The sequence below is a fragment of the Streptomyces sp. NPDC044002 genome (genome assembly GCF_056434525.1).
Map to the genome: position 1 here is coordinate 1 of NZ_JBWKEZ010000054.1, position 23828 is coordinate 23828.

23 protein-coding genes are annotated in these 23828 nt (G+C 74.6%); 10 read left to right on the top strand and 13 right to left on the bottom strand.

Going from position 1 to position 23828, the window contains the following annotated elements; translation table 11 throughout:
• Positions 1–114 (top strand): adenosylhomocysteinase (locus tag AC07A6_RS30875; protein WP_362467774.1); only part of this gene is annotated, 114 nt, incomplete at its 5' end.
• 11 nt (positions 115–125) lie between these two features.
• Positions 126–806 carry a maleylpyruvate isomerase family mycothiol-dependent enzyme gene (locus AC07A6_RS30880; protein ID WP_478779362.1) on the top strand — a complete coding sequence of 227 codons (681 nt, stop codon included), beginning with the start codon at positions 126–128 and terminating at the stop codon, positions 804–806.
• Positions 807–884: 78 nt separating this feature from the next.
• Here the strand turns inward: AC07A6_RS30880 and AC07A6_RS30885 are convergent, their stop codons facing one another.
• Positions 885–1628 carry a PIG-L deacetylase family protein gene (locus AC07A6_RS30885; protein ID WP_362467693.1) on the bottom strand — a complete coding sequence of 248 codons (744 nt, stop codon included), beginning with the start codon at positions 1626–1628 and terminating at the stop codon, positions 885–887.
• Between the two features lie 61 nt (positions 1629–1689).
• Between AC07A6_RS30885 and AC07A6_RS30890 the strand changes: the two genes are divergently transcribed.
• The 4 genes from AC07A6_RS30890 (at position 1690) to AC07A6_RS30905 (ending at position 7304) form a co-directional block, all read left to right on the top strand.
• The gene (locus AC07A6_RS30890; protein WP_478779338.1) at positions 1690–3573 is read left to right on the top strand and encodes an asparagine synthetase B family protein; all 1884 of its coding nucleotides are present in this window, start codon (positions 1690–1692) and stop codon (positions 3571–3573) included.
• Positions 3574–3758: 185 nt separating this feature from the next.
• The gene (locus AC07A6_RS30895) at positions 3759–5333 is read left to right on the top strand and encodes a class I tRNA ligase family protein (protein ID WP_386271841.1); all 1575 of its coding nucleotides are present in this window, start codon (positions 3759–3761) and stop codon (positions 5331–5333) included.
• A gap of 358 nt (positions 5334–5691) precedes the next feature.
• Positions 5692–7008 carry a D-inositol-3-phosphate glycosyltransferase gene (gene mshA, locus AC07A6_RS30900; protein ID WP_478779363.1) on the top strand — a complete coding sequence of 439 codons (1317 nt, stop codon included), beginning with the start codon at positions 5692–5694 and terminating at the stop codon, positions 7006–7008.
• Between the two features lie 170 nt (positions 7009–7178).
• Entirely contained in the window at positions 7179–7304 is a 126-nt protein-coding gene (locus AC07A6_RS30905; protein WP_478779339.1) for a hypothetical protein, read from the top strand.
• Positions 7305–7396: 92 nt separating this feature from the next.
• On the opposite strand, the gene AC07A6_RS30910 is transcribed toward AC07A6_RS30905, so the two are convergent.
• From AC07A6_RS30910 to AC07A6_RS30950, 9 genes are all read right to left on the bottom strand, one after another.
• Positions 7397–8449 (bottom strand): helix-turn-helix transcriptional regulator, encoded by a 1053-nt coding sequence (locus tag AC07A6_RS30910; protein ID WP_362467701.1) that lies wholly within the window; start codon positions 8447–8449, stop codon positions 7397–7399.
• Positions 8450–8673: 224 nt separating this feature from the next.
• Positions 8674–9114, bottom strand: coding sequence for a Fur family transcriptional regulator (locus tag AC07A6_RS30915; protein ID WP_386271840.1), 441 nt, complete (start codon positions 9112–9114; stop codon positions 8674–8676).
• A gap of 88 nt (positions 9115–9202) precedes the next feature.
• Complete coding sequence (locus AC07A6_RS30920; protein WP_478779340.1) at positions 9203–10072, bottom strand: SAM-dependent methyltransferase; 870 nt, start codon at positions 10070–10072, stop codon at positions 9203–9205.
• Between the two features lie 238 nt (positions 10073–10310).
• A complete protein-coding gene (locus tag AC07A6_RS30925; RefSeq protein WP_362467707.1) occupies positions 10311–10790 on the bottom strand; it encodes a GNAT family N-acetyltransferase in 480 nt (159 codons plus the stop codon).
• Positions 10791–10939: 149 nt separating this feature from the next.
• A complete protein-coding gene (locus tag AC07A6_RS30930; RefSeq protein ID WP_362467709.1) occupies positions 10940–11848 on the bottom strand; it encodes a M56 family metallopeptidase in 909 nt (302 codons plus the stop codon).
• Positions 11845–12234, bottom strand: a complete 390-nt coding sequence (locus tag AC07A6_RS30935) for a BlaI/MecI/CopY family transcriptional regulator (protein WP_362467711.1) — start codon at positions 12232–12234, stop codon at positions 11845–11847. Before AC07A6_RS30935 ends, AC07A6_RS30930 begins: the two co-directional genes overlap by 4 nt.
• A 160-nt stretch (positions 12235–12394) precedes the next feature.
• Positions 12395–12676, bottom strand: a complete 282-nt coding sequence (locus AC07A6_RS30940; protein ID WP_385767061.1) for a metal-sensitive transcriptional regulator — start codon at positions 12674–12676, stop codon at positions 12395–12397.
• Positions 12677–12685: 9 nt separating this feature from the next.
• Complete coding sequence (locus AC07A6_RS30945; protein ID WP_478779341.1) at positions 12686–14944, bottom strand: heavy metal translocating P-type ATPase; 2259 nt, start codon at positions 14942–14944, stop codon at positions 12686–12688.
• 95 nt (positions 14945–15039) lie between these two features.
• Entirely contained in the window at positions 15040–15330 is a 291-nt protein-coding gene (locus AC07A6_RS30950) for a cation transporter (protein ID WP_362467717.1), read from the bottom strand.
• Between the two features lie 192 nt (positions 15331–15522).
• Between AC07A6_RS30950 and AC07A6_RS30955 the strand changes: the two genes are divergently transcribed.
• From AC07A6_RS30955 to AC07A6_RS30965, 3 genes are all read left to right on the top strand, one after another.
• Positions 15523–16497 (top strand): hypothetical protein, encoded by a 975-nt coding sequence (locus tag AC07A6_RS30955; RefSeq protein ID WP_478779342.1) that lies wholly within the window; start codon positions 15523–15525, stop codon positions 16495–16497.
• 112 nt (positions 16498–16609) lie between these two features.
• Complete coding sequence (locus AC07A6_RS30960; RefSeq protein ID WP_478779343.1) at positions 16610–16918, top strand: metal-sensitive transcriptional regulator; 309 nt, start codon at positions 16610–16612, stop codon at positions 16916–16918.
• Between the two features lie 136 nt (positions 16919–17054).
• Positions 17055–18365, top strand: coding sequence for an MFS transporter (locus AC07A6_RS30965; RefSeq protein ID WP_478779344.1), 1311 nt, complete (start codon positions 17055–17057; stop codon positions 18363–18365).
• On the opposite strand, the gene AC07A6_RS30970 is transcribed toward AC07A6_RS30965, so the two are convergent.
• On the bottom strand, positions 18362–19372 hold the full coding sequence (locus AC07A6_RS30970; protein ID WP_478779364.1) for an alpha/beta hydrolase: 1011 nt from the start codon (positions 19370–19372) through the stop codon (positions 18362–18364). The two genes, AC07A6_RS30965 and AC07A6_RS30970, sit on opposite strands and share 4 nt — an antisense overlap.
• A gap of 227 nt (positions 19373–19599) precedes the next feature.
• On the opposite strand from AC07A6_RS30970, the gene AC07A6_RS30975 reads away from it, so the two are divergent.
• On the top strand, positions 19600–20889 hold the full coding sequence (locus tag AC07A6_RS30975) for an NAD(P)/FAD-dependent oxidoreductase (RefSeq protein WP_478779345.1): 1290 nt from the start codon (positions 19600–19602) through the stop codon (positions 20887–20889).
• Positions 20890–20930: 41 nt separating this feature from the next.
• Here the strand turns inward: AC07A6_RS30975 and AC07A6_RS30980 are convergent, their stop codons facing one another.
• Positions 20931–22355, bottom strand: a complete 1425-nt coding sequence (locus AC07A6_RS30980) for an amino acid permease (protein ID WP_386271845.1) — start codon at positions 22353–22355, stop codon at positions 20931–20933.
• A 202-nt stretch (positions 22356–22557) separates the two neighbouring features.
• Complete coding sequence (locus tag AC07A6_RS30985) at positions 22558–23544, bottom strand: hypothetical protein (protein WP_478779346.1); 987 nt, start codon at positions 23542–23544, stop codon at positions 22558–22560.
• Positions 23545–23828: the final 284 nt, after the last annotated feature.

Genomic DNA, 23828 nt, shown 5'->3' on the forward strand with positions numbered 1-23828 from the left:
CGCCTCCACCTCGACGCGCTGGGCGTCAAGCTCACCACCCTGCGCCCGGAGCAGGCCTCCTACATCGGCGTCAAGGTCGAGGGCCCGTACAAGCCCGACCACTACCGCTACTGATGGCCGTGGCCATGACGGAAGCGGCCGTGGAAGCCGACGCCGAGGTGCGCGACCCCTGGCTCCCGGACCGGCTGCTGCGCACCGAACGGGACGCGCTGCTCCCGCTGTTGCGGCGTACGCCGGAGGCGGCGTACGGGCTCCGCACCGCCTGCCCGGGGTGGACCGTGCGGGACGTGCTCGCGCACTGCGCGGCCGCCCTGGTCCGCATCGTGGAGGGCCGGCTGGAGGAAGGGGTGTTCCTGCCCGCCGCCAACGCGGCCGACGTGGCCGAGCGCGTGGACTGGCCCCTCGTGCGGATCGTGGACGAGCTGGAGCGCGGGCTCACCGAGGCCGGCCCCGTCATCGCCGCGGGCGACGGCACGCTCGACCCGGTGGCCCTGGGGGAGTGGATCCACGCGGGCGACGTCCGCGCGGCCCTCGGGGAGCCCGGGGAGTACGCCGGCGACAGCCTGCCGCTGGCGCTGCCGCTGCTGCGGATGGTCAGCCGCAGGCGGGAGACGCCCCGGCTGGTCGCGGACATCGGCGGCCCCGGGGGCCCGCTGGTCCTGGGCAACGAGGTGCCCGGCCGGCCCCCGGCCCGCTTCCGGGGGGACGCGGCGACGCTGATCCGCCTCTACTCCGGCCGCCCCCTGGTCGCGACCCGCTACGAACTGGCGGGCGCGGCCGAGGCGGAACTGCTCGTCTACCGGTGACCCCGGACAGCACGACGGCCGGGTCCCGTACGCCCCACGCGGCGCACGCGACCCGGCCCCGGCAGGACCCCCGGCCGGTCAGTCGATCCTGACCACCTGGAAGGCCTCCGCCATCCGGCCCGGGGGCAGCCCCGCATCACGGGCGTGCTCGCCCAGCCACTCCCGCAGCAGCCCCGCCAGGTCGTCGAAGTGCGCGGTCTGCGAGGTGTGGATGCGCAGGGCCTCGACCTTGAGGTCGAAGACGGGGGTGACGTCGATGTACTGGTTGGGCGTCGGCCCCGTCATCAGCCACAGCTCCGGCACGATCCACGGCTCCAGGCCCTCCTCCTTGAGGAGTTCGGGGTGCGCGAACGGGTTGCGGGCCTCCGGGTAGACGGCCCGCAGGGCGGCCTCGCCCACCGCCCGGTGGTCGGGGTGCAGGTCCGCGATCCGGCCCCAGTTGATCTCCGGGCTCGGGATGACGGCGCGCTGCGGACGGACCTCCCGGATCACCCGGCACAGGTCCCGGCGCAGCTCCACGCTCGCCTCGACGTAGCTGTCGGGGTAGCCGAGGAAGCGGACGTCGTCGACGCCGCTGCGCTTGGCCGAGTGGACCTGTTCGGCCCGGCGCAGGTCCCCCATGGCCTGGCGCGGGAGCTGCTCGTCGTAGCCGCCCGCACCGCCGTCGGTGACGATGCAGTACGTCACCCGGGTGGTGCCCTGCGCGATCCACCGCATGACCGTCCCGCTGACGCAGAACTCGATGTCGTCCGGGTGCGCGGCCACGACCAGCAGGGATTCGGGGGCGCTGCGGTCTATGCGATCGGTCGCGAAGTGTTCCATGTGATCAGCCTGTTGGGCGCGGACACCGGCCGCAAGGCGGCCCCTTTGGCGTACTCGCGACATGTCGCCTGTACGCCACTCGCAGGTCTCACTGCTCCACATCGTCGAGGGATCCACGCGCGCGTGGGAAGCGGAGGCGTCCGGCATGGGCAGGATTTTCGGCTCGCTCGCGGCCGGGGCGGCCGCACCCGACCCGGCCGAGCTGGCGGCCGTCTCGGCCCGGCAGCGGCACGGCGGCCCCGACGGGCACCAGGTGCTGCGCGGCCCGGGGTGGGCGCTGGGCTGCGACCGGCTCGCGGTGACCGACCCGCGCGGCGGGCGGCAGCCGTACCGGCTGGCCCACCTGCCGGGGGTGGTCGCCGTCCTGGGCGGGGAGATCTACAACCACGCCGAGCTGCGGCGCGAACTCGCCGCCCGCGGGCACCGTTTCCCCGACCTGTGCGACGGCACCCTGCTGCCCGCGCTGTACGCCGAGTACGGGACGGGGTTCGCGCGCCGGCTCGACGGGATGTTCGCCGTCGCCGTCCTCGACGTCCGCGCGGCCCCCCGGCTGGTCCTCGCCGTGGACCCCATGGGCGGCAGGCCCCTGCACTACCACCAGGGCGCGGACGGGGCGTTCCGGTTCGCCTCGGAGATCCCGGCGCTGCTGGCGTTCGACGGGGTGCGGGCGGCGCCGCGCGCGGACAGCCTCGACACCGTCCTCGCCCTGCGCAGCCCGATCTCCGCCCGGACCGCCCTGGAGGGCATCAGCGCCCTGCCGCCCGGCGCTACCGCCGTCGTGCACCCGGGCAGGCCCGCCGCGCTGAGGCGCCGGCCCCCGGCACCGGAAGCCCCCGAGCGGGCCCGCCGGTCCACCGCGGACGTGCTCCGCCGGGAGGTGCGCCGCCTCGCGCGGGCCGACGTACCGGTGTGCGTCCTCACCAGCGGCGGGCTCGCCTCGGGCCTGGTCACCGCGCTGGCGGCCGAGTACGCCCGGGAGGCGGGGGCGCCCGCCCCGCACGGGTTCCACCTCGGCTACCGGGGCCGGTGGCCCGACGGCGAGGCCGCGTACGCCCGCGCGGTCGCCCGGCACACCCGTACCGTCCACCACGAAGTCGCCCTGGACCCGGCCGAGCTGGGGTCGCTGCTGACCCTCACCACCCGGCACCTGGGGCAGCCCGACGCCGACCCGGCCGCGCTGAGCACGTACGCCCTCTTCCGGGCCGTGCGGCAGGCCGGGTACAGCGTGGCCCTGACCGGGGACGGCGCCGACGAACTGTTCGGCGCCGGCGCGCGGACCCGGCCGGCGGGCACGGGCCCGTTCACCGCCGACTGGGCCGCCGCCTACACCGACGGGCTGTCCGCCGCGCCGCGGCTGCTGCGCGAGTACCTGTACACCTCCGACTACCGGGCCTTCATCGAGGAGGAGGGCTCGGCCGCCGACCGCGTCGAGCGGGAGCTGCGCTCCGCGGGCGGTGACCGGCTGGCCGCGGTCGCCGCGTTCGAGGGCCGCTGGCGGCTGCCGGCCCGGCACCTGCGCCGGCTCGACCACCTGGGCATGGCCTCGGCCGTCGAGGCGCGGACACCGTTCTGCCGGCCGCCGGTGGCCGCGCATGCCCGGGCCCTGCCGCCGCGCCTGCTGCACGACCGGCGGGCGCTGGCCGACGCGGGCCGGGAGCTGCTGCCCAAGGCCGTGCGCAGGCGGCCCCGGCAGCCTTTCGCGCTGCCGGTCAGCGCGATGCTCGCCCCCGGCGGGCCGCTGCTGGAGCCCGTACGCGAACTGCTGTCGGCGGAGCGGCTGGCGCGGGCCGGGCAGGTCCGGCCGGACCGGGTGCGGACCCTGCTGGCGCGTCAGCTGGAGCGGCCGTCGGACCGCGACGCGCTCGCGCTGTGGGCGCTGGCCACGCACGAGCTGTGGACCGAGGTCGTGCGGGGGATGCGCGTGCCGGCTGACTGCGCCGCCTGACGGCCGCGCACCGGCCGCGCACCGGCCGCGGGGGCGGTCCGCTGGCGTGTCCACGCAACGGCGCGAACGCGCAAGCCAATACCAGACCGGGCGGTTCGTTTCTCTGTCAGTCTTGGCTGGGCACCCGCTGCCCTTCCGTTCCGAGCCTCGCTGCGTCCTTCGCACCACAGCGTCAAGGAGGTCCCATGAGCACCCCCGTCTGGATCACCGCGACCCCGCCGGCCACCCACGGCGAACTGCACGTCGGCCATCTCGCAGGACCGTACGTCGCCGCCGACGTACTCGCCCGGTTCCTGCGGGCCGAGGGCGAACCCGTCCGGTTCACCACCGGCACCGCCGACCACGCCAGCTCCGTCCACGTCCGCGCGCTCCGCGCCGGCCGCAAACCGGAGGAGGTCGCCGAGGGATACCGCGCCGCGATCACGTCGGACTGGCTGCGCTCGGGCGTCGAGTTCGACCACATCGTGCGACCCCGCCAGGACAAGGGCTACCGGGGCCGGCTGACCGAGCTCTTCCGGCAGTTGTACGCGGACGGGGTCATCGCCGCCCGGACCCGCCTGACCCCGTACTGCGAACCCTGCGGACGCTGGCTCCACGGAGCGCACGTCACCGGCACCTGCCCGCACTGCGCGGCGGCCTGCGAGGGCGGCATGTGCCACGAGTGCGCCCGCCCCAACGACGGGGGTGACCTGCTGGAGCCGCGCTGCGCCCTGTGCGACTCCCCGGCGCTGCCCCGGCGCTGCCGGCGGCTGTACGTCCCGCTGGAGCCGTACCGCGAGGCCCTCGCCGAGTACTGGGCCGGCACCGGTCTGCCGCCGAGGCTGGCCGCGCTGTGCGAGTCGCTCGTCGAGGACGGGCTGCCGGACATCGCGGTGTCCCACCCCGCAGAGTGGGGGCTGCCCGTCCCCGTCGACGGCTTCCCCGAGCACCGGATCGACGGCTGCTTCGAGGCGGCCGCCATGCACCTCTTCGGCCACGGCGACCGGCCGCTGCCCGAACGGGCCGTCCACTTCTGCGGGTTCGGCCACGCCTTCTGCCACGCCGTGCTGCTGCCGGTCCTGCTGTTCGCCCAGGGGCTCAAACTGCCGCAGCACTTCTGCGTCAACGAGGCGTACGTCATCGACGACGAGGCGCTCGTCTGGGGCTCCGGCCAGAAGGCCTGGGCGCTGGACCTGATCACCGAGTACGGCTCGGACACCCTGCGTCGGCACGTCCTGCAGGCCCGCCCGCTCGGCCGCCGCACGGCCTTCCACGCCGACCGGCTCGCCGCCGCCCGCCGCGAGCTGGACGAGAGCTGGAACAACTGGCTCGCCCGGCTCTTCGCCGCCGTCCGGGAGGAGTGCGCGGGCCGGGCCCCCGAGGCCCTGCCCGGGGGCTCCGGCTGGGAGGTGCTGGAGCGCCGGCTGCTGCGCGGGCTGGAGGACCTGCGCGAGGCCTACTCCCCGGACGCGTTCGACCCGCGCAGGGCGGTCGCCCTGCTCGACGAGATGGTGCGCTCCGCGGCCGACTTCGGGCACGTCAACGCGTACGAGGCGCACCGCCCCACGGCCGCCGGCCGCCACCTGCCCGTGCTGGCCGCGCAGTTGGCGGTGGCCCGGGCGCTGGGTGCGTGGGCGCGCCCGGTGATGCCGGAGGGCGCGGACCGGCTGGCCGCCGCCCTCAAGACGGAACCCGGCGGACCGGTCTCGGCCGCCGCCCTCGTCCCGCCCGCCCCGGGCACCCGCCTGGCCCCGCCGTCGGGACCGGTGTTCGGCTTCTAGCGACACCCCGGGCGCGCCGGTGCGGACGGCACCCCGGGTACGGCGCCGGTACCGACGGCACCTCGCGTATCCCGCGCACGGCGCCCGTACAGACGGCACCCCGCGTATCCCGTGTACGACCGCACCCCGCGTACACGGCAACCCGCGCACCCCGCACCCCGTACCCCGCGCACCCCGCACCCCGCACCACGCGCACCCGCGCACCCCGTACCCCGCGCACCCCGTACCACGCGCACCCGCGCACCCCGCACGACGACAGAAACCCTTCCTCGCCGCGTGACCGCGCGCCGGTCGCCCGGCGGCGCGGGGCGGGCGCGGCCCCTGCCCGTAGGAGCTCCACGTGTCCCTGCGCGTCGCCATGCTCAGCGTCCACACCTCGCCGCTGCACCAGCCCGGCACCGGGGACGCGGGCGGCATGAACGTCTACATGGTCCAGCTGTCCCGCGCGCTCGCCGAACACGGCGTCGAGGTGGACCTGTTCACCCGCTGCCGGGGCGAGGCCCGCCCCTCCCCGGACGCCCTCGGCCCCGGCGTCCGGGTGCGCCACCTGGAGGCCGGCCCGCGCGCCGCCCTGGCCAAGGAGGACATGCCCGCCCTGGTCGTCCCGTTCTCGCTGGCGCTGCTCAAGCAGGAGCGGCGCTACGACCTGGTCCACTCGCACTACTGGCTCTCCGGCCAGGCGGGCCGGATCGCCGCCGCCGGCTGGCGGATCCCGCTGGTGCACACCGCGCACACCCTGGCCCGGGTGAAGAACGGGGCCCTCGCCGACGGCGACACCCCCGAGCCGGAGCTGCGGATCCGCGGCGAGCACCAGGTCGTCGGCTCCGCGGACCGCCTCATCGCCAACACCGCTGACGAGGCCCGGGCGTTGCGCGAGCTGTACGCGGCCGAGGAACGGCGCACGGAGATCGTCCGGCCCGGGGTCGACCTGCGCACCTTCGGGCCCGGCCGGGGGCGGGCGGCGGCGCGGGCCCGGCTGGGACTGCCGGCCGACGCGTTCGTCCCCCTGTACGCGGGCCGCATCCAGCCCCTCAAGGGCCCGGACGTGATGGTCCGGGCGGTCGCCGAACTGCTGCGGCAGGACCCGCGGCTGCGCCGGCGCACCGTCGTCCCGGTGGTGGGCGGCGACTCGGGGGCCGGGCCGCGCGGCGAGGCCTGGGAACTGGCGCGCGAGCTCGGTGTGTCAGACGTGCTGCGGCACTTCCCGCCGGTGCCGCAGGCGGAACTCGCGCAGTGGTACCGGGCGGCGGACGTGCTGGTGGTGCCCTCGCGCAGCGAGTCCTTCGGCCTGGTCGCGCTGGAGGCGCAGGCCTGCGGGACCCCGGTGCTGGCGTCGGCGGTCGGGGGGCTGCCGACCGCCGTGCGCGACGGGGTGACGGGACTGCTCGTACGCGGCAACGACCCGGTCGAGTACGCCCGGCGGCTGCGCTGGTTCGCCGGGCGGCCGCAGGAGGCGGCGGAGATGGGGCGGGCGGCGGTGCGCCACGCACGGAACATGAGCTGGCACGCCGCGGCCGCGCGCACCCTGGACGTCTACCGGGACGTGCTGCGCGAGGAGCGGTGGGGGCCGGAGGTGAGTGAGGCAGGAGCGGCGGCACGCTCCTGCCTCGCCGACGCCTCTCCCCTGGAGGGCCGAGAAGGCCGGAAGACCACCCTAACAGCTCTTTTGAGCTGACCAAAGATGCGCAGGTGTAACGTCTGTATGAACTCCAGATCCGCCCTAAAGGCGCTACAGGAAAGTGGTCCGGGCGCGGAATCCATATGAGAATGGAGATGTCTTCGACGGAATACCGGCGGCACGGATCCGCGGAGACGGAATCGATATTCAGACTTCCTGGAGGAATCATGTCCGCCGTGCACACCACCGGAATCCGCGCGCACGCCCGTCACGCCGCCCCCGTCCGCCCGTCCTGTACCGGGGCCGCCGCCGTCGGCACGGTGTCCCGCGCGGACGGCAACGGCTGGGACTGAACGACCCGCCCCGCCTCGGGCGGGCCGAAACCCCCGTGACCGCCTCCCGCGGACACGGGGCTTTTCGTTTTCCCGATGAGTGGCCTGTGAAATCAGTCCAGCCAGCCGAGCCGCTGGGCTCGTACGCCGGCCTCGAAACGGCTCGACGCGCCCATTTCCTGCATCAGCTCGGACAGCATTCGGCTCACCGTCCGCAGGGACACCCCGAGATTCCGCGCGACCTTCTCGTCCTTCATTCCCGAGGCGAGCATTTTCAGGGCGGCCCGCTGCTGTTCCGACAGGCCGTCACCGCCGAGTTCCGGCGCGACGTCGTCGCCGTACGGGGTGGCCGCGTGCCAGCAGTGCTCGTACAGCGCGAGGTAGGAGCGGACCAGGGCGGGGCCGCGGGCGAGGATCGCGCCGGCCGCCCGGTCGTCGGGGTGCACGGGCAGCACGGCGAACTGCTGGTCCGCGATGATCATGTTCATCGGGACGGCGGGGGACAGGCGGATCTCCACCCCGGCCTCGACCCGGCGGCGGAGCATCTCCACCGCCTCCGGGGAGTTGGTGATGCGCTGGTGGTAGATGGCGCGGATGCGCACCCCGTTGTCGATCTGGCGGCGGTCGCGGCTGAGCACCCGGTCGGCGACCTCCCGGACCAGCGCCGTCACGTGCATGGACGTCAGGTCGTGGCGGATGACGTCGGTGATGTCCTCCAGCACCTGCTGGATCCGGCCGTAGTCGTCGAGGATCTCGACCTCGACGTCGGAGGCGTTCAGCGAACCGGGCCGCAGGAACCTTCCGACCAGGTTCTCCAGCGCGCTGTACGCCCGGTCGGACTCGTCCAGGTGCTCGCGCAGCCGCTCGCGTTCGCGCTGGAGCATCCGCAGCAGGGCGATCTCGGGGTCGATCACGGTGACCGCGTCCGGCCCCGGCTCCCAGGCGCCGGACTGGAGGTCGGCGCGGGTGGCGTGGGTGGTGCCGGTCGGTACGATCAGGCCGAGGGAGGTCAGCTCGGCGCGCCACTTCTCGTACTCCTCGGGCGCGATCCCGAGCTCCCGGAAGACCTCGTTCAGGTCGGACACCCCGCGCAGGCGCAGCTCCTGATAGAAGGCCAGCACCCTGTCGGCGGACTGGATGCCGTCCCTGCCGTCGCCCGTTGCCATCGCGAAGCGACCCCCTCATCTTACGAATCGACAGTCACACTTTGGCACATGCCTACGGGAGGGCTCCCGCCCCCTCGAACGGGATGTGACGGGCGTCACAGGGTGCCTCTGAGGTGCGCGACTGCGCTTCCGGCCGGCCCGGGCGGGGCTCCGGCGGGGGCGGTAGGGGATCTTCCGCGGGTCAACTCCCTTGCTGCCGAAGGGAGACGGGCGGGGCGGGGCCGTCAGTCGCGCGGCGCGGCCAGGCAGTCGGGGCACAGCCCCTTGAAGGTGATCTCGGCGCCTTCGCCCATCCGCCACGCGCGGATCGCGTCGCCGGCCGGCTCGGGCACCTCCGCCAGGACGTTCTCCACCCGGCCGCAGCGCACGCACAGCGCGTGCTGGTGCGGCGGGCCGGCGATCTCGAACACGGCCGGCAGGCCGGGGCGGTCGAACTTCGACGCCAGCCCGGTCTCCAGGAAGTGCCGCAGCATCTCGTAGACCGCCTGGCTGGTCAGGGTCCCGAGCCGCTCGCGGGCGGCGGCTGTGAGGGACTCGACGTCCATGTGGCCGCCCGCCGACAGCACTTGCAGCACTTCGAGACGCGGCCCGGTGACCCGCAGCCCGACGTCGCGGAGGCGCTGGATCACCGCCTCGCGGCCGGTCGACTCCTCCACGACAGCCATCTCCCCGCCACCATCCGCGATCTGGTCCACTCAAACCTTTGTGGGCATCGTACCTCTTGCCCGGCCTCGCGGAACGGCGGCTCCGGGGTCAGCCGGCGGCCCGGCAGACGAGCAGGACGCTCTCCGTCCGCTCGTCCACGCGGTGGCCGCGCCGGCGTTCCACGCGCAGGCCCGCCCCGTGCAGTTCGGCGGTGAGCCGCTCCGGGTCGACGATCCACTTCCGGGTGGCCGTGACCACCCGCTCGCTGCTCAGCTTCCCCGTGCGGACGGAGTGGTAGGTGATGTGCTCGCCCATGCCGTCCAGGTCGAACTCCTGGCGGGCCACCGTCCACTCCTCCACCCCGTCGAACCGCGGCACCTGGAACGCCCAGGTGCGCGAGGGGTCCTCCGCCAGCCCGCGCAGCCGGTGCGCCGTGAAGTCCAGGGCGAGCGCGCCGCCCGGCTCCAGGTGCGCGGCGATCTCGCGCAGCAGCCCGGGACGGGCGCGGGGCGGCACGGCGGAGATCATCGCCCCGGCCAGCAGGACCAGCCGGTACCCGCCCCGCAGCCGCAGCCCCGCCAGGTCGGCGCGGGTGGTGACCAGCCGCTCCGACACCTGCGGCCCGATCCGCCGGCCCCAGGCCCGCAGCCGCTCCAGGCTGTCGGCGTCCCGGTCCACGGCCTCGACCCGGAAGCCCTGGCGGGCGAACGGCACCGCGAGCCGCCCCGCGCCGCAGCCCAGGTCCAGGACCGGGCCGCCGCCGCAGTCCCGCGCGAGGCCCAGGTAGCGGACGATGTCCGCGCTGTGCGGGCCCAGCAGGGCGTCCTGGAGCCAGAGCGAGTCCTCGTCGGCGGGCGAGGCCGACTCCAGGCCGGGCAGGAAGCCGGCGGGCGACAGGACGGCGGGCGGCAGGACGGCGGGGGAGGGGACGGCGGCCGCGCGCGGGGCCGGCGCGAGGGGTGCGGACGGGGCGGGCACGACAGGAGGCAGGGGCGGGGAAAAAACGCCGCTCGGTGTGTGCATCGCTCCTCCAGGAGGTCGCTCGGTCCAGCCGTCCGGGGCGCAGCTCCCGTGCCGCCGGGACCGCGCCGCTGGTGGAATCCTGTCCTGTGCGGGAGGTCCGGGGCCAGAGCGGCGGGCTGCGTGAACACGCGATGGCGTGGATCTGCCACGCTCGGCGGAGGGCGGGCGGCCGCCAGAGGAGGGCGGGCGGCCGTCAGAGCGTGCGGCCGAGCCTGACCGGTGTGAGCGTGCCGAAGCCGTGGTGGGTGAAGAAGGGGAGCGCGGGGGCCTGTTCGACGGGCAGCGTGATCCGCTGGTACGCGGCCCCGTGCGCCCGCATCCGGCCGGTGGCCGCCTCAAGCAGCGCCGTGCCCACGCCCTCCCGCTGCCGGGCCGGGGTCACGCACAGGGCGTAGATCTCGCCCTCGGCGTCCACCGGCACACCGCCCGAGACGGCGCCCACCACGGTGCCGTCGGTGTCGGCCGCGACCAGCCAGCCGAGCCAGGCCGGAGCTCCGCCGGGAATTTCAATTTCCGCTCGAATGCGGGGCAGGGCGCAATGGTCCGACACCAGCCGGCCGACCCGGATTTCCCCGAGGGCCTCGCCGTAGCCGTCGCGAATCGCTTCGGCGAGGAGCCGGGAAATCGCCGTCGCGTCACCGGGCGCTGCCGTCCGCACGTCAGCCAGCAGCATTCTTTCCGCACCTCTCGCCGTACCGGTCCTGAGCCCGCACGCGCTCAGAATAGCGGGCAATTCGAGTGGCCGGGGGCAGCGGGAAATCTACGAATTGGCTTAGTAAATAACCGGGTTGGGGCCGGAGAGAGGAAGAGGGCAATCCGTTGTCAGGACGTCCAACAACACGCGACCACCAGCGGAACGACCGTCGACACCGCCGCGGCCACCGCCAGCACCCCGCGCAGCACCGGGCGTCCGGCCCGGCGCGGCCCCAGGATGCGCCGCATCCGCAGCGCCGCCGACGGACCGCCCGCCGCGAACGCCCTGCGCGGCGCCCGCCCCGATGCCAGCGCGTACAGCGCCGTGGCCAGCGCGTCGCTCGAACAGCGGCGCAGCGCCCGGTCGTCGGCGGCCATCTCCAGCAGCAGCGGCACCGTCCGCCCGCCGATCCGGGCCAGCGGCAGCCGGCGGAACACCGCCGAGTACGCGCCCGCCGCCGCGACCAGCAGGTGGTGGCGGCCGCCGATGTGGGCCCGCTCGTGGGCGAGCGCCGCGGCCAGCTCCCGTTCCGTCAGCACGTCCAGGGCCCCCGAGGACACCACGACCCGCCGCGAACGCCCCGGCAGGCAGTACACCGCCGGGCGCGCGTCCTCCAGTACGGTCGCCCCGAGCCGGGAGTCGTACCGGCCGACGAGCCGCAGCAGTTCGGCGTGCCGGGTGCGGGCCCGGCGCGCCCGCACGAGTTCGCGTACGAAACCGGTGGCCGGCACCGCCAGCACCGCCAGCGCCGACACCGCGGCGAGGGCCTCGCGCGCGGTGGCCGCGGCCAGCCGCCCGGGGGAGGGCGGGCTCAGGGTCAGGACCGCGTCGACGAGCCGGTGGCTGGTCTCGGCGGGGAGCAGCAGCTGCGCCGGCAGCATGGCCGTGGACAGCGCGAAGACGGCGCCGCAGGCGATCCAGGCGGCCAGCCCCAGCCGGGGCACCTGCTGGGCCCAGCGGGCGCGCACCAGCAGTAACGGCAGCACCAGACCGGTGATCAGGGCGAGTCCGAGCGGCGGCAGTACGTGGTGGTTCACCGGCCGCGCCCGTCGGCCGGACGGTCGGTGCGGGCGGCGCGCAGGGCCTCGTCCAGGGCCTCCACGTCCTCGTGGGACATCCGCTCCACGAACCGCAGCAGCGTCGCCCTGCGGTCCTGGCTGTCGCCGAGCGCGTCCTGCATCAGCGCCGCGGTGTACTCCTCGCGGCTGCGCACCGCCTCGTACATCCAGGCCCGGCCCGACTTCTCGCGGCTCAGCCAGCCCTTGCGGTACAGGATGTCCGCCACGGTCATCACGGTGGTGTAGGCGACCTTGCGGACCCGGTTTATGTCGTCCACGATCTCGCGGACCGAGGCGGGGCGTTCCCACTGCCACACCCGGTCCATGATCTCGGCCTCCAGCTCTCCCAGCCGGCGTACGCGCATCCCTCTCGGACCTCCCCCTCGCGAGCGGCTCATCGTACGGCCCGCCCCGGCGGCGGGGGCATACCCCGGACCGGTACACGGGCCGAAACGCCCGCCGCCCCTCCACCGGACGGGACCGGTGGAGGGGCGGCGGGCGCGGGGCCGGGGGCGGAGGGGCCCGTCAGGTGCGGATCAGGCGGGCGATGGCCCTGGTCGCCTCGCCGACCTTGGTCTGCGCCTCGTCCCCGCCCCTGGCGACGGCCTCGGTGACGCAGCAGGCGAGGTGTTCGTCGAGCAGGGTCACGGCGCAGGACCGGAGCGCGGCGTTGATCGCGGAGACCTGGGTGAGGACGTCGACGCAGTAGACGTCCTCGGCGACCATCCGCTGCACTCCGCGGACCTGGCCCTCGATCCGCCGCAGCCGTCTGATGACGTCGTCCTTGTGTTCTGTGTAACCGGCCACGAGGGCTCCTCAGTTGGCGGCGGCCCGGAAGCCGCGCAGACGCAGGCTGTTGCCGACGACGAAGACCGAGGAGAAGGCCATGGCCGCACCGGCGATCATCGGGTTGAGCAGTCCGGCCGCGGCGAGCGGCAGGGCGGCCACGTTGTAGGCGAAGGCCCAGAACAGGTTCGAGCGGATGGTGCCGAGGGTCTTGCGGGCGAGCCGGATGGCGTCCGCCGCGGCCCGCAGGTCCCCGCGTACGAGGGTCAGGTCGCCGGCCTCGATGGCCGCGTCGGTGCCGGTGCCCATCGCCAGGCCCAGGTCGGCCTGGGCGAGCGCGGCCGCGTCGTTGACGCCGTCGCCGACCATCGCGACGCTGCGGCCCTCGGCCTGGAGCCGCTTGACGACGTCGACCTTGTCCTGCGGCATGACCTCGGCGATGACCTCGTCGATGCCGACCTCGCGGGCCACCGTCTCGGCGACGGCCTTGTTGTCGCCGGTCAGCAGGATCGGGGTGAGGCCGAGGGCGCGCAGCCGGCGGATCGCCTCGGCGCTGGTGTCCTTGACCGCGTCCGCGACCTCCAGCACCGCGCGGGCCTCGCCGTCCCAGGCCACCGCGATCGCGGTGCGGCCGGCGGCCTCCGCCTCGGACTTGGCGCGCTCCAGGTGCACGGGCAGCTCCATCGCCCAGTCGGCGAGCAGCTTGCCGCGGCCGACGAGGACCGCGTGGCCCTCGACGATGCCCTGGACGCCGAGGCCGGGGATGTTCGCGAAGTCCTCCGGGGTGGGCAGGGCCCCGACCCGGGCGGCGGCGCCGGCGGCGACGGCCTGCGCGATGGGGTGTTCGGAGGAGTGCTCCAGCGCTCCGGCGAGGCGCAGCACCTCGGCCTCGCCGGTGCCCTCGGCGGTGTGCACGCGCAGCAGGGTCATCTGGCCGGTGGTGACGGTGCCGGTCTTGTCCAGGACGATGGTGTCGACCTTGCGGGTGCTCTCCAGGACCTCGGGGCCCTTGATCAGGATGCCGAGCTGGGCGCCGCGGCCGGTGCCGACCATGAGGGCGGTCGGGGTGGCCAGGCCCAGGGCGCAGGGGCAGGCGATGATCAGTACGGCGACGGCGGCGGTGAAGGCGGCCGCGAGGCCGGATCCGGTGCCGAGCCAGAACCCGAGGGTGGCCAGGGCCAGTCCGATGACGACGGGGACGAACACCGCGGAGATCTTGTCGGCGAGCCGCTGGGCGGCGGCCTTGCCGTTCTGGGCGTCCTCGACCAGCCGGGCCATCCGGGCGAGCTGGGTGTCGGACCCGACCCGGGTGGCCTCGACGACCAGGCGGCCGCCGGCGTTGAGCGTGGCGCCGGTGACGGAGTCGCCGACGGAGACCTCGACCGGGACCGACTCGCCGGTGAGCATGGAGGCGTCGACGGCGGAGGAGCCCTCGACGACGGTGCCGTCGGTGGCGATCTTCTCGCCGGGGCGGACCAGGAAGCGGTCGCCGACCTGGAGGTCGGCCGTCGGCACGGTCACCTCGCGGCCGCCGCGCAGTACGGTGACCTCCTTGGCGCCCAGCTCCAGCAGCGCCTTGAGGGCCGCTCCGGCCTTGCGCTTGGACTTGGCCTCGAAGTACCGGCCCGCCAGGATGAAGGCGACGACGCCGGCCGCGGCCTCCAGGTAGATGTTCCCCGCACCGTCGGTGCGGGCGATGCTGAACTCGAAGGCGTGGGTCATGCCGGGGGTGCCGGCGGTACCGAAGAACAGGGCCCACAGCGACCACAGGAACGCGGCGATCGTGCCCACCGAGATCAGGGTGTCCATGGTGGCCGCGCCGTGCCGGGCGTTGGTCCAGGCGGCGCGGTGGAAGGGCCAGGCCGCGTACGTGACGACGGGCGCGGTCAGGGTCAGCGAGAGCCACTGCCAGTAGTCGATCTGCAGGGCCGGGGCCATGGCCATCGCGATGACGGGCACCGCGAGGGAGACCGCGGTGACGAGCCGCTGGCGCAGCGGCGCGAGTTCGTCGTGCTCGGGCTGCTCCCCCTCGGGGCCGGCGGCGCCGCCGGTGTGCGGCGGCCTGGGCTCCTGCGCGGTGTAGCCGGTGGCCTCGACGGTGGCGATCAGGTCCGCGACGGAGATGTCGGCGTCGAAGGTGACCTTGGCCTTCTCCGTGGCGTAGTTGACGGTGGCCTCGACGCCGTCCATCCGGTTGAGCTTCTTCTCGATGCGTGCCGCGCACGAGGCGCAGGTCATGCCGCCGATGGCGAGCTCGACCTGGGCGGCGCCGGGAGTGATGGTGGTCATGAGTGCTGCTCCTCGTTCGAGCGCGGGGTGGGGGCCGGGGCCCGGTGGGACGGACGGGGCCCCGGCGGCCGGGTGGGTCGGGGACGGACCGGGTGTCAGGCCCGGCCGGTCAGCTCGTAGCCGGCGTCGTCGACCGCCGCGGTGATCGCGGCGTCGTCGGGCTCGCCGGCGGTGGTCACGGTGACCACGCCGCCGTCGACGTCCACGTCGACGGAGAGGACCCCGTCGAGCGCGCCGACCGAGGCGGTGATGGCGGTGCGGCAGTGCCCGCAGGACATGCCGGTCACGCGGTAGACGGTGGCGGTGGTGTCGACCACGGCCACGGTGGTGGTCGTCTCGCCGGCGTTCGTACCGCAGGTGCCTTCGGGGGTGCAGCAGGAAGACATGTGTTTCTCCTAGATCGGACCTCAGTCGTGCCGATACCTGCTGGGGGTATCCGGCCTGACTCCAGATATACCCCCCCGAGGTATGTACCGCAAGTGTTCCTCCAGCTTGACTTGATACCCCTGGGGGGTATGGTGAAGTGCATGGAACCGCTGGATGCGGCCGTGGTACGTACGTCGTAGGGGAGATCAGCCATGAACACCGGAGTGAAGATCACCGTTTTCGCCGCAGCACTGGCGGCGACCTTCGGCACCGCCTACGGGGTGGGCGTGGGCGTGGGCCCCGTGGGCGAACCCGCCAAGCCGGCCCACGGGGCCCACGCGGCGCAGGCCTCCGCCGGACCCGGGGCGCAGGCGGGTCACGGAGGTCATGACCAGGCGGCGGCCCAGGGGCCGGCGGCCGGCGGGCTCCAGGTCTCGGAGGGCGGCTACACGCTGAGCCTGGACACCCCGAGCATCGCGGCGGGCCAGGGTGAGCTGCGGTTCTCGGTCAAGGACGCGCAGGGCCGCAAGGTCACCGCGTACAAGACCGAGCACGGCAAGGAGCTGCACTTCATCGTGGCCTCGCGCGACCTCACCGTTTACCGCCACCTCCACCCGGTGCGGGCGCAGGACGGCACCTGGTCGGCGCCCGTGGACCTGCCCGCGGCCGGCGCCTACAAGGCGTTCGCCGACTTCGCCCCGGACGCGCCCGGCGCGAAGAACGTCACCCTCGGCGCGGACCTCTCGGTCCCCGGGGCGTACGCGCCTGCCCCGATGCCGCCGGCCGTCGACACGGCCGAGGTGGACGGCTACCGGGTGGCCCTGGGCGGGACCCTCGACCCCGGCAAGGCCGGCGAACTCAAGCTCACGGTCAGCAAGGACGGCAAGCCCGTGACCAACCTGGAGCCCTACCTGGGCGCTTACGGCCACCTCGTCGCCCTGCGCGACGGAGACCTCGCCTACCTCCACGTCCACCCCAACGAGGGCGGCCCCGGCCCGGACGTCTCCTTCACCGCCACCGCCCCGAGCGCGGGCACGTACCGGCTCTTCCTGGACTTCCAGCACGAGGGCAAGGTGCGCACGGCGGCCTTCACGGTCAACGCGGGCGGCGGCGCCAAGCCCGCGGTGGCGCCCGCGGCGCCTTCGGTGTCTTCGGCGCCGGAGGAGTCGGGCGACCACTCCCACTGAGCGCACGCACACCCGGCATACCCCCCGGGGGGTTGCGAGGGTTCCACGACGAGAGGGACGTCCGAGACGTACGAGACGTACGAGACGCAAGAACGGGAAGGGATCGACCGCCGTGTCCGCTTACACCGCACTCTCCGCACGCCCCGCCCACCGCACGGACAAGGACGACGTCCTCAAGCGGCTGCGCCGCATCGAGGGCCAGGTGCGCGGCCTCCAGCGCATGGTGGAGGAGGGGACGTACTGCATCGACGTGCTCACCCAGGTCAGCGCCGCCACCAAGGCCCTGCAGTCCTTCGCGCTGACCCTGCTGGAGGACCACCTGCACTCCTGCGTCGCCGACGCGGTCGCCGAAGGCGGCGACAAGGCGCGCGAGAAGGTCGAGGAGGCCTCCCGGGCCGTCGCCCGCATGGTCCGCTCCTGAGGCCGGGAGCGGGCTGGGCGGTCCGGCCCGGGCTCGGGCGGCCGGAAATATCTTGACGTCGAGATGAATGGGGGGCAGGCTGCCGTGAAGTATCTCGACATCGAGATACTTTTCACGGGGGAGACGGAGGCCCGCCATGCGGCGGCTCGGCACGGCACGGCGACGCGACACGGACCACCAGCAGGCCGGCGCCGCCGCCGGCCGCGGACTGTTCGCACAGCTCAGACGCCCGCCCGGCGGCCGCGACGCCCGCATCATGCTGCTCGCCCAGCTCGTCGACCGCACCGGCAGCGGCATCTGGGCCGCCTCCTCGGTGCTCTTCTTCACCTTCGTCGTCGGTCTCGACGCCGGCCGGCTCGGCCTGATGCTCGGCGCCGGCGCGGTGGCGGGCATCGCCGGCTCACCCCTCGCGGGCCACCTGGCCGACCGGCTCCCCGTACGCCCCCTCCTGATCGCCTGTCACCTGCTGCGCCTGGCGACCCTCGGCGCGATGCTCGCCGTCACCCGCTTCGAAGCGCTCCTGCTGATCGTCGCCCTCACCTGCCTCGGCGACCGCGCGGCCAAGACCCTCGAAATGCTCTTCGCGACCCGGGTGGCCGGCGAACGCCGCACCACCTACCAGGCCCTGTCGCGCAGCGCCGCCAACGCCGGGTGCGCCGTCGGCGCGGGCCTCGCCGCCATCGGCCTCGCCGTCGGCAGCCGGGGCGCGTACGAGGCCCTGATCCTCGGGAACGCGCTGTCCTTCCTCGCGGCGGCCGTCCTGGTGTGGCGTACGGGCGAACCACGCGGCCACGGCCGCCTCGTCGCCCCCGTACCCGGCGGCGGCCCGCCCGAGCCGAAGGCCCCGGCCGCCGGACCCTGGCGGGACCGCGGCTACCTCCGCTTCGTCCTCCTCGACACCGCGATGAACCTCGACGCCTCGCTCCTCGACGTCGGGCTCCCGCTGTGGCTGGTCCACCGCACCGACGCGCCGCACGCCGTCGTCCCCGCCTTCCTCGTGCTCAACACCGTGCTGGTCGTCGCCCTCCAGCTCCCCGTGTCGGCGAAGGTCCGCGCACCCCGGCAGGCGGCGACCGCCGTCGCCTGGTACGGGCTCTTCCTGCTCGGCGCCTGCGCCCTCCTCGCCCTCACCCCCGAGCACGGACCCTGGACCGCCTCCGCGACCCTGCTGGCCGCGGCCGCCCTGGTCACCGCGGCCGAGCTGGTCCGCTCGGTGTCCTCCTGGGAACTGGCCGTCTCCCTCGCCCCGCGACGGGCCCGCGCCTCCTACCTGGGCGTGGCCGGCATCTCCTCCTCCGCGCAGAAGGCCGTCGGCCCGCCGCTGCTCACCGGCGCCGTCATGGCGGCGGGCCCGCCCGGCTGGCTCGCCCTCGGCGCGGGCGTGGCGGCCCTCGCCCTCCTCCAGCGCCGCACCAGCCTGCGCCGCCTGGACGCGGTGGGCGGTTAGGGGGTGCCCGGCCGCGCGAGCAGGCGGCGCAGCCAGCGGGTGCGGGCCTCGCGGGCGTCGCGGGTGAGGGCGGCGTGCGGGGCCAGGCCGTCGAAGCCGTGGCAGGCGCCGGGCCACACGTGGAGCTCGGCCTGACCGCCGGCCCGCCAGATCGCGTTCGCGTAGGCCACGCCCTCGTCCCGGAAGATCTCGGCCGACCCCACCTCGACGTAGGCCGCCGGGAGCCCGGAGAGGTCGGTGGCGCGTGCGGGCGCCGCGTACGGCGGCAGGTCCGCGGCGCCCCGCCGCTCACCGAGCAGCGCCTGCCAGGCCGTCGCGTTGGAGACCGGGCCCCATGCGCCGGTGCCGCTCATCTGCCGGGTGGAGAAGGTGGCGCCGCGATCGTCGAGCATCGGGCTCAGCAGCAGCTGCCCCAGCGCCTGCGGGCCGCTCCGGTCCCGCACCAGCAGGGCGAGCGCAGCGGCGAGCCCGCCGCCCGCGCTCTTGCCCCCGATGACGAACCGGTCCGGATCGACGCCCAGTTCACCGGCGTGGGCGAGCGTCCAGAGCAGTCCGGCGTAGCAGTCCTCCAGCGGCTCCGGGTACCGCGCCCGGGGCGCCAGCCGGTACTCGGCCGAGACGACGGCCAGTCCCAGCGGGAGCGCCCACTCGCGCAGCACCCGGGGCAGCACGGACCAGGCGTTGCCCGCGACCATCCCACCGCCGTGCAGGTAGTACAGCAACGGCAGCGGCCCGTCGAGCCCGGCCGGCCGCGCGCTGACGAGCGTGACGTCCGGCCCGCCCGCGGGCCCCGGCACGGCCACCTCCGAGACCTCGAACGACCCGCCCGCCCGCAGGTCCCGCACCGTCGGCCGGGGCCGGCCCGCGGCATCCCGCGCCTGCCACTCGGCGAGCGTGTCGGGCGTGACGGGCTCTCGCGCCGCCGCGTCCAGCCTGCCGAGTGCGGCGGCCAGTTCGGGATCGAGCGGCGGCGCCGCGACCGGCGCGGGGGCCGGCGGGGGCGACAGGGGCGACGGGGGCGACGGGGGCGACGGGGCCGAAGGGGCGGGCGGCTGTCGGTCATCGGCTGGCGTCACGTGCCCAGGCTAACCAGGGGGACGGTCGGTACGTACCACACCGGACAACCGGACGATCATGCTCCAAAGGGCACATTGACAACCGGGCGGCTCCCGACTGCAGTTGATACGGCACCACTCCCACGACCGCACCACACCCCGAAGGGGGCGATCAGCGCATGACCGAGCCCGAGAGTGCCGGAGACGGCTACGACGTCGTCATCAGCGGAGCCAGCCTCGCCGGCAGTACCGCGGCGATCCTGCTCGCGCGGCGCGGAGTCCGCGTCGCACTGCTGGAACGACGCTCGGACCCCGAGGCGTACAAGGTGCTGTGCACCCACTCCATGACCGCCAACGCCGCCCCGGTACTGGACGAGCTCGGCCTCCTGCCCGCTCTGGAGAAGGCCGGAGCCGTCCGCAACGAGGCCCGCTGGTACACCCGTTGGGGATGGATCCACCCGAGGTCCGCCCCCGCCGGGCCCGCGCTGCAGTACGGCTACAACGTCCGGCGCAGCACCCTCGACCCGCTCATAAGGGCCCGTGCGGCGCAGACCCCAGGCGTCGACCTGCTCCTCGGCCACCAGGTGACCGGGCTGGTCACCGAAGCCGGGCGGACCGTGGGCGTGCGGGCGCGGACGCCCCAGGGCGAGCGGGAGATCCGGGCCCGGCTCGTGGTCGGCGCCGACGGCAAGGACTCGGCCGTGGCCAAGCTCGCCGAAGTGCCGACCCGGAGTTACGAGAACGCGCGGTTCGGGTACATCGCGTACTTCCGCAACCTGGAGCTGGACGAGGGACTCGGCAGGGCCTGGTTCCTGGAGCCCGACATGGCGTACGCGTTCCCCAACGACGACGGGGTGACGGTCGTCGCGGTGCTCCCGGACAAGAAGCGGCTGCCTGCCTTCCGCGAGGACCTGGAGGGCAGCTTCCGCTCCTTCGTGCGGGGCCTGCCCGAGGCGCCGGACCTCGACTCCGCCGAGCGGATCGGCAAGATCATCGGGACCGTCGACTACCCGCTCATCACCCGCGAGCCGACCGCGCCGGGCCTCGCGCTCATCGGCGACGCCGCCCTGACCGGCGACCCCCTGTGGGGCGTCGGGTGCGGCTGGGCCCTGGAGTCCGCGAGCTGGCTGGCCGGTGCGGTCGCCGCGGCCGCGGCGGGCCGCGGCGACCTCGACCGGTCGCTCGCGGCGTACGCCCGTACGCACCGGCGCAAGCTGCGCGGCCACCAGACGCTGGCCGTCGACTACGCCAAGGCCCGCCCGTTCAACCCCGTGGAGCGGCTGATGTTCGCGGCGGCGGCGCGCGACGAGGCCATGGCCCGCCACATGCACCGCTTCGGGTCCCGCCTGATGGGTCCGGCGCGCTTCATGAACCCCGCGGCGCTGGCCAGGGCCGCCGTCATCAACGCCCGGTACCGCGGGACGCCCGCACCGGCCGCGGCCGGCGCCGCCCCGGGCGGGCGCCGCTGAGGTACCCGTGGCGCCGCCCGCCGCTCTGAGGGACCCGATGGTCAGACGATGCCCTCCGCGATGTCCGCCTGCTCGCGCGCGTTGCCGTAGGCGGCCGGGGTCCCGTACGAGCGCCGGGCGGCGTACCACCACACGCTGGCGAGGACCAGGACGACCGCCAGGGCGATCACCGCGTAGTTCATCGAGTCGATCGTCACCGGGGACTTCTGCGGCAGGCAGAACAGGACGGTGACCACGGCCACCCAGCCGACGGCGACCCAGCCGACCGGCTTGCCCCAGCGGCCGAGGCTCCACGGCCCGGGCCGGAACCGGTCCCCGGCCCGCAGCCGCAGGTAGATCGGGATGGCGTAGGCCGGGGTGATGCCGATGACGTTGATGGCGGTCACGGCCCCGTAGGCGGTGGCGGACCAGAGCGAGGGCAGCGCGAGGACGCCGGCGGCCGCGACCGAGAGCCACACGGCCGGGACGGGGGTCTGGGTGCGGCCGCTCACCTTGCGCCACAGGGAGGAGCCGGGAAGGGCGTTGTCCCGGCTGAAGGCGAAGACCATCCGGCTCGCCGCGGCGACCTCGGCGTTGCCGCAGAAGATCTGCGCGACGATCACGACGAGCAGCAGGGCGGTGGCACCGCCGGAGCCGAGGGCGTCGAGGAAGATCTGGGCCGGCGGCACACCGGTGGCGCTGCCCTGGACGGCCGCGTAGTCCTGGATGGCGAAGGTGAGCCCGGCGAGCAGCGCGAACCCGGCGATCCAGGAGGCCCAGATGGCCCGGACGATCCCCTTGGCGGCGGAGACGGAGGCGTTGGAGGTCTCCTCCGAGAGGTGCGCGGAGGCGTCGTAGCCGGAGAAGGTGTACTGCGCGAGCAGCAGGCCGATCGCCGCCACGTAGAGCGGGTTGGCCCAGCCGGTGTCGTTGACGAACTCGGTGAAGACGAACGAGACCGACTGGTGGCGGTCGGGTACGAAGGCCAGGGCGCCGACGATCACGGCGACGCCGGCCAGGTGCCACCAGACGCTGATGGAGTTGAGCACGCTGACGAGCCGGACCCCGAACAGGTTGAGCACGGCGTGCAGCAGCAGGATGGCCAGGAAGATCAGGAACGTGGAGCCCGGGGTGGGCACGAAGCCGAACTGGAGGTTCAGGAAGGCGCCGGTGAACAGGGCGGCGCCGTAGTCGATGCCGGCGATGGCGCCGAGCAGGCCGAGCAGGTTGAGCCAGCCCGTGTACCAGCCCCAGCGGCGTCCGCCGAGCCGGTCGGCCATGTAGTAGAGCGCGCCGGAGGTGGGGTAGGCGCTGGTCACCTCGGCCAGGGCGAGCCCCACGCAGAGGACGAAGAGGCCGACGCCGGCCCAGCCCCACAGCATCACGGACGGGCCGCCGGTACCGAGGCCGAAGCCGTACAGGGTCATGCAGCCGGACAGCACGGATATGACCGAGAAGCTGATGGCGAAGTTGCCGAAGCCGCCCATCCGGCGGGCGAGTACGGGCTGGTAGCCCAGCTCTCTGAGCCGCTCCTCCTCGTCCTGGTGGGGCGGGGCCTTGTGGTCCGGGCGGGCTGCCGGCGTGGTGCGCGACACGGGGGTACCTCCGAGGGGGGTTGGAGCGGGGGACGGGGGAGACGGAGCGGAGTGGAGCGGGGGTGGGGGCGGGGGAGAGCGGCGGCGAGGGAGGTCAGTCCCGGCCGGCCAGGCTGCGGGACCTGGCGCGCAGGAACACCTCCTCGGCGAGCGCCGGATCGGCGGGGTCGCGGGTCCGCTGGGCCCAGGGCAGGGTGGTCCAGTACCCGCCCATCGCGTCGAAGACCCGCGCCGCCGCCTCGAACCGGTGCGCTCCCCACAGGGCGTGCGCGAGGTGGTTCAGGTCGAGCGGGGAGGCCTGCGCCGGGTCGGCGTACGGGAACCAGGCGTCCAGGGCGTGGACGGCGTCGCGGATGGCGTCCTCCGCGACCCAGTGCAGGTCGAGGGCGCGTTCCTGTCCGCCCTCGCGGCGGTAGCGCTCGACGTGGACGTAGAGCGGCAGGAGGTGCACCGCGGACCCGGGCGGGGCCCCGGCGACGGCCCAGCGGGCGAAGTTGACGGCCTCGGAGCGGGGACGCGGCCCGGGCGCGCCCGCGTGCACGAACTGGAGCATCCGGTGGTACGCCTCACGGTTGTGCGGGTCCCGCTCGTCGGCCTGCGCGAGGATGCCCCACGGCCCGGGGGGCAGCATCGGGCCGGGCGGCGGCATCCGGTGCTCGTCCATCCGGCGGTCCTCGTCGAGGAGGGCCAGGGCGAGCAGGCAGACCCAGGGCACGGGGTCGGAGGGGCTGAGCCCGGCGGTGGTCCGGCAGGACTGCCAGGCCTCCTGCCACAGTTCGTGCGTACGGGGATGCCCCGCGCGGTGGGCGCGGACGGCGCGTTCCACGGCGACCCGGGTGTGCATCACGGTCGCCGCCATGCTGGTGGGCTGCTCGCTCCGCCAGGCCTGGACCACGTCGGAGCCGGCCGCGACGGCGGCGAGCACCTGGGTGCGCTGGGTCCACAGCCCCCAGCCGTCCGTGCGCTCCAGCAGCCGCGCCATCGACAGCCAGCGGCCGGTGCGCAGGTCCTGTACGGCGGTGCGCAGGTCGTTGTCGAGGCCGGCGGGGTGGTAGACGGGCCGGAATTCGCTGCCGGCCATCACCCGTTCCCGGGCGACGTGCGGCCGGAACCGGCTCGTACTGCGGTCATCGTGGTCATCGGTCCTCGGATCGCATGGAGGGACGGGTCGGTCCGTCTGGCGTCCGATCACCGCACCGGCGGGGTCGGGCCAGCCCCAGGGATGCGTGAACCATGCGCGAACTGTTCGGCGGACCCCCGCAGTTGAGCCACGGGCGGCCCCGTTACCGCCCGTTGATCGGCGATCACTATAGAGCGGGTGAGGCGGATCTCACCCGGAAACTTTTTCGAACGCAAGTTTCAAGC

What these genes read in the sequence shown, in the direction of transcription:
- AC07A6_RS30880 (WP_478779362.1), top strand. Translation starts at nt 126, where the DNA reads ATGACGGAAGCGGCCGTGGAAGCCGACGCCGAGGTGCGCGACCCCTGG.
- AC07A6_RS30885 (WP_362467693.1), bottom strand. Translation starts at nt 1,628, where the DNA reads ATGGAACACTTCGCGACCGATCGCATAGACCGCAGCGCCCCCGAATCC.
- AC07A6_RS30890 (WP_478779338.1), top strand. Translation starts at nt 1,690, where the DNA reads ATGTCGCCTGTACGCCACTCGCAGGTCTCACTGCTCCACATCGTCGAG.
- AC07A6_RS30895 (WP_386271841.1), top strand. Translation starts at nt 3,759, where the DNA reads ATGAGCACCCCCGTCTGGATCACCGCGACCCCGCCGGCCACCCACGGC.
- mshA (WP_478779363.1), top strand. Translation starts at nt 5,692, where the DNA reads ATGCTCAGCGTCCACACCTCGCCGCTGCACCAGCCCGGCACCGGGGAC.
- AC07A6_RS30905 (WP_478779339.1), top strand. Translation starts at nt 7,179, where the DNA reads ATGTCCGCCGTGCACACCACCGGAATCCGCGCGCACGCCCGTCACGCC.
- AC07A6_RS30910 (WP_362467701.1), bottom strand. Translation starts at nt 8,449, where the DNA reads ATGGCAACGGGCGACGGCAGGGACGGCATCCAGTCCGCCGACAGGGTG.
- AC07A6_RS30915 (WP_386271840.1), bottom strand. Translation starts at nt 9,114, where the DNA reads ATGGCTGTCGTGGAGGAGTCGACCGGCCGCGAGGCGGTGATCCAGCGC.
- AC07A6_RS30925 (WP_362467707.1), bottom strand. Translation starts at nt 10,790, where the DNA reads ATGCTGCTGGCTGACGTGCGGACGGCAGCGCCCGGTGACGCGACGGCG.
- AC07A6_RS30935 (WP_362467711.1), bottom strand. Translation starts at nt 12,234, where the DNA reads ATGCGCGTACGCCGGCTGGGAGAGCTGGAGGCCGAGATCATGGACCGG.
- AC07A6_RS30945 (WP_478779341.1), bottom strand. Translation starts at nt 14,944, where the DNA reads ATGACCACCATCACTCCCGGCGCCGCCCAGGTCGAGCTCGCCATCGGC.
- AC07A6_RS30950 (WP_362467717.1), bottom strand. Translation starts at nt 15,330, where the DNA reads ATGTCTTCCTGCTGCACCCCCGAAGGCACCTGCGGTACGAACGCCGGC.
- AC07A6_RS30955 (WP_478779342.1), top strand. Translation starts at nt 15,523, where the DNA reads ATGAACACCGGAGTGAAGATCACCGTTTTCGCCGCAGCACTGGCGGCG.
- AC07A6_RS30965 (WP_478779344.1), top strand. Translation starts at nt 17,055, where the DNA reads ATGCGGCGGCTCGGCACGGCACGGCGACGCGACACGGACCACCAGCAG.
- AC07A6_RS30975 (WP_478779345.1), top strand. Translation starts at nt 19,600, where the DNA reads ATGACCGAGCCCGAGAGTGCCGGAGACGGCTACGACGTCGTCATCAGC.
- AC07A6_RS30980 (WP_386271845.1), bottom strand. Translation starts at nt 22,355, where the DNA reads ATGGGCGGCTTCGGCAACTTCGCCATCAGCTTCTCGGTCATATCCGTG.
- AC07A6_RS30985 (WP_478779346.1), bottom strand. Translation starts at nt 23,544, where the DNA reads ATGGCCGGCAGCGAATTCCGGCCCGTCTACCACCCCGCCGGCCTCGAC.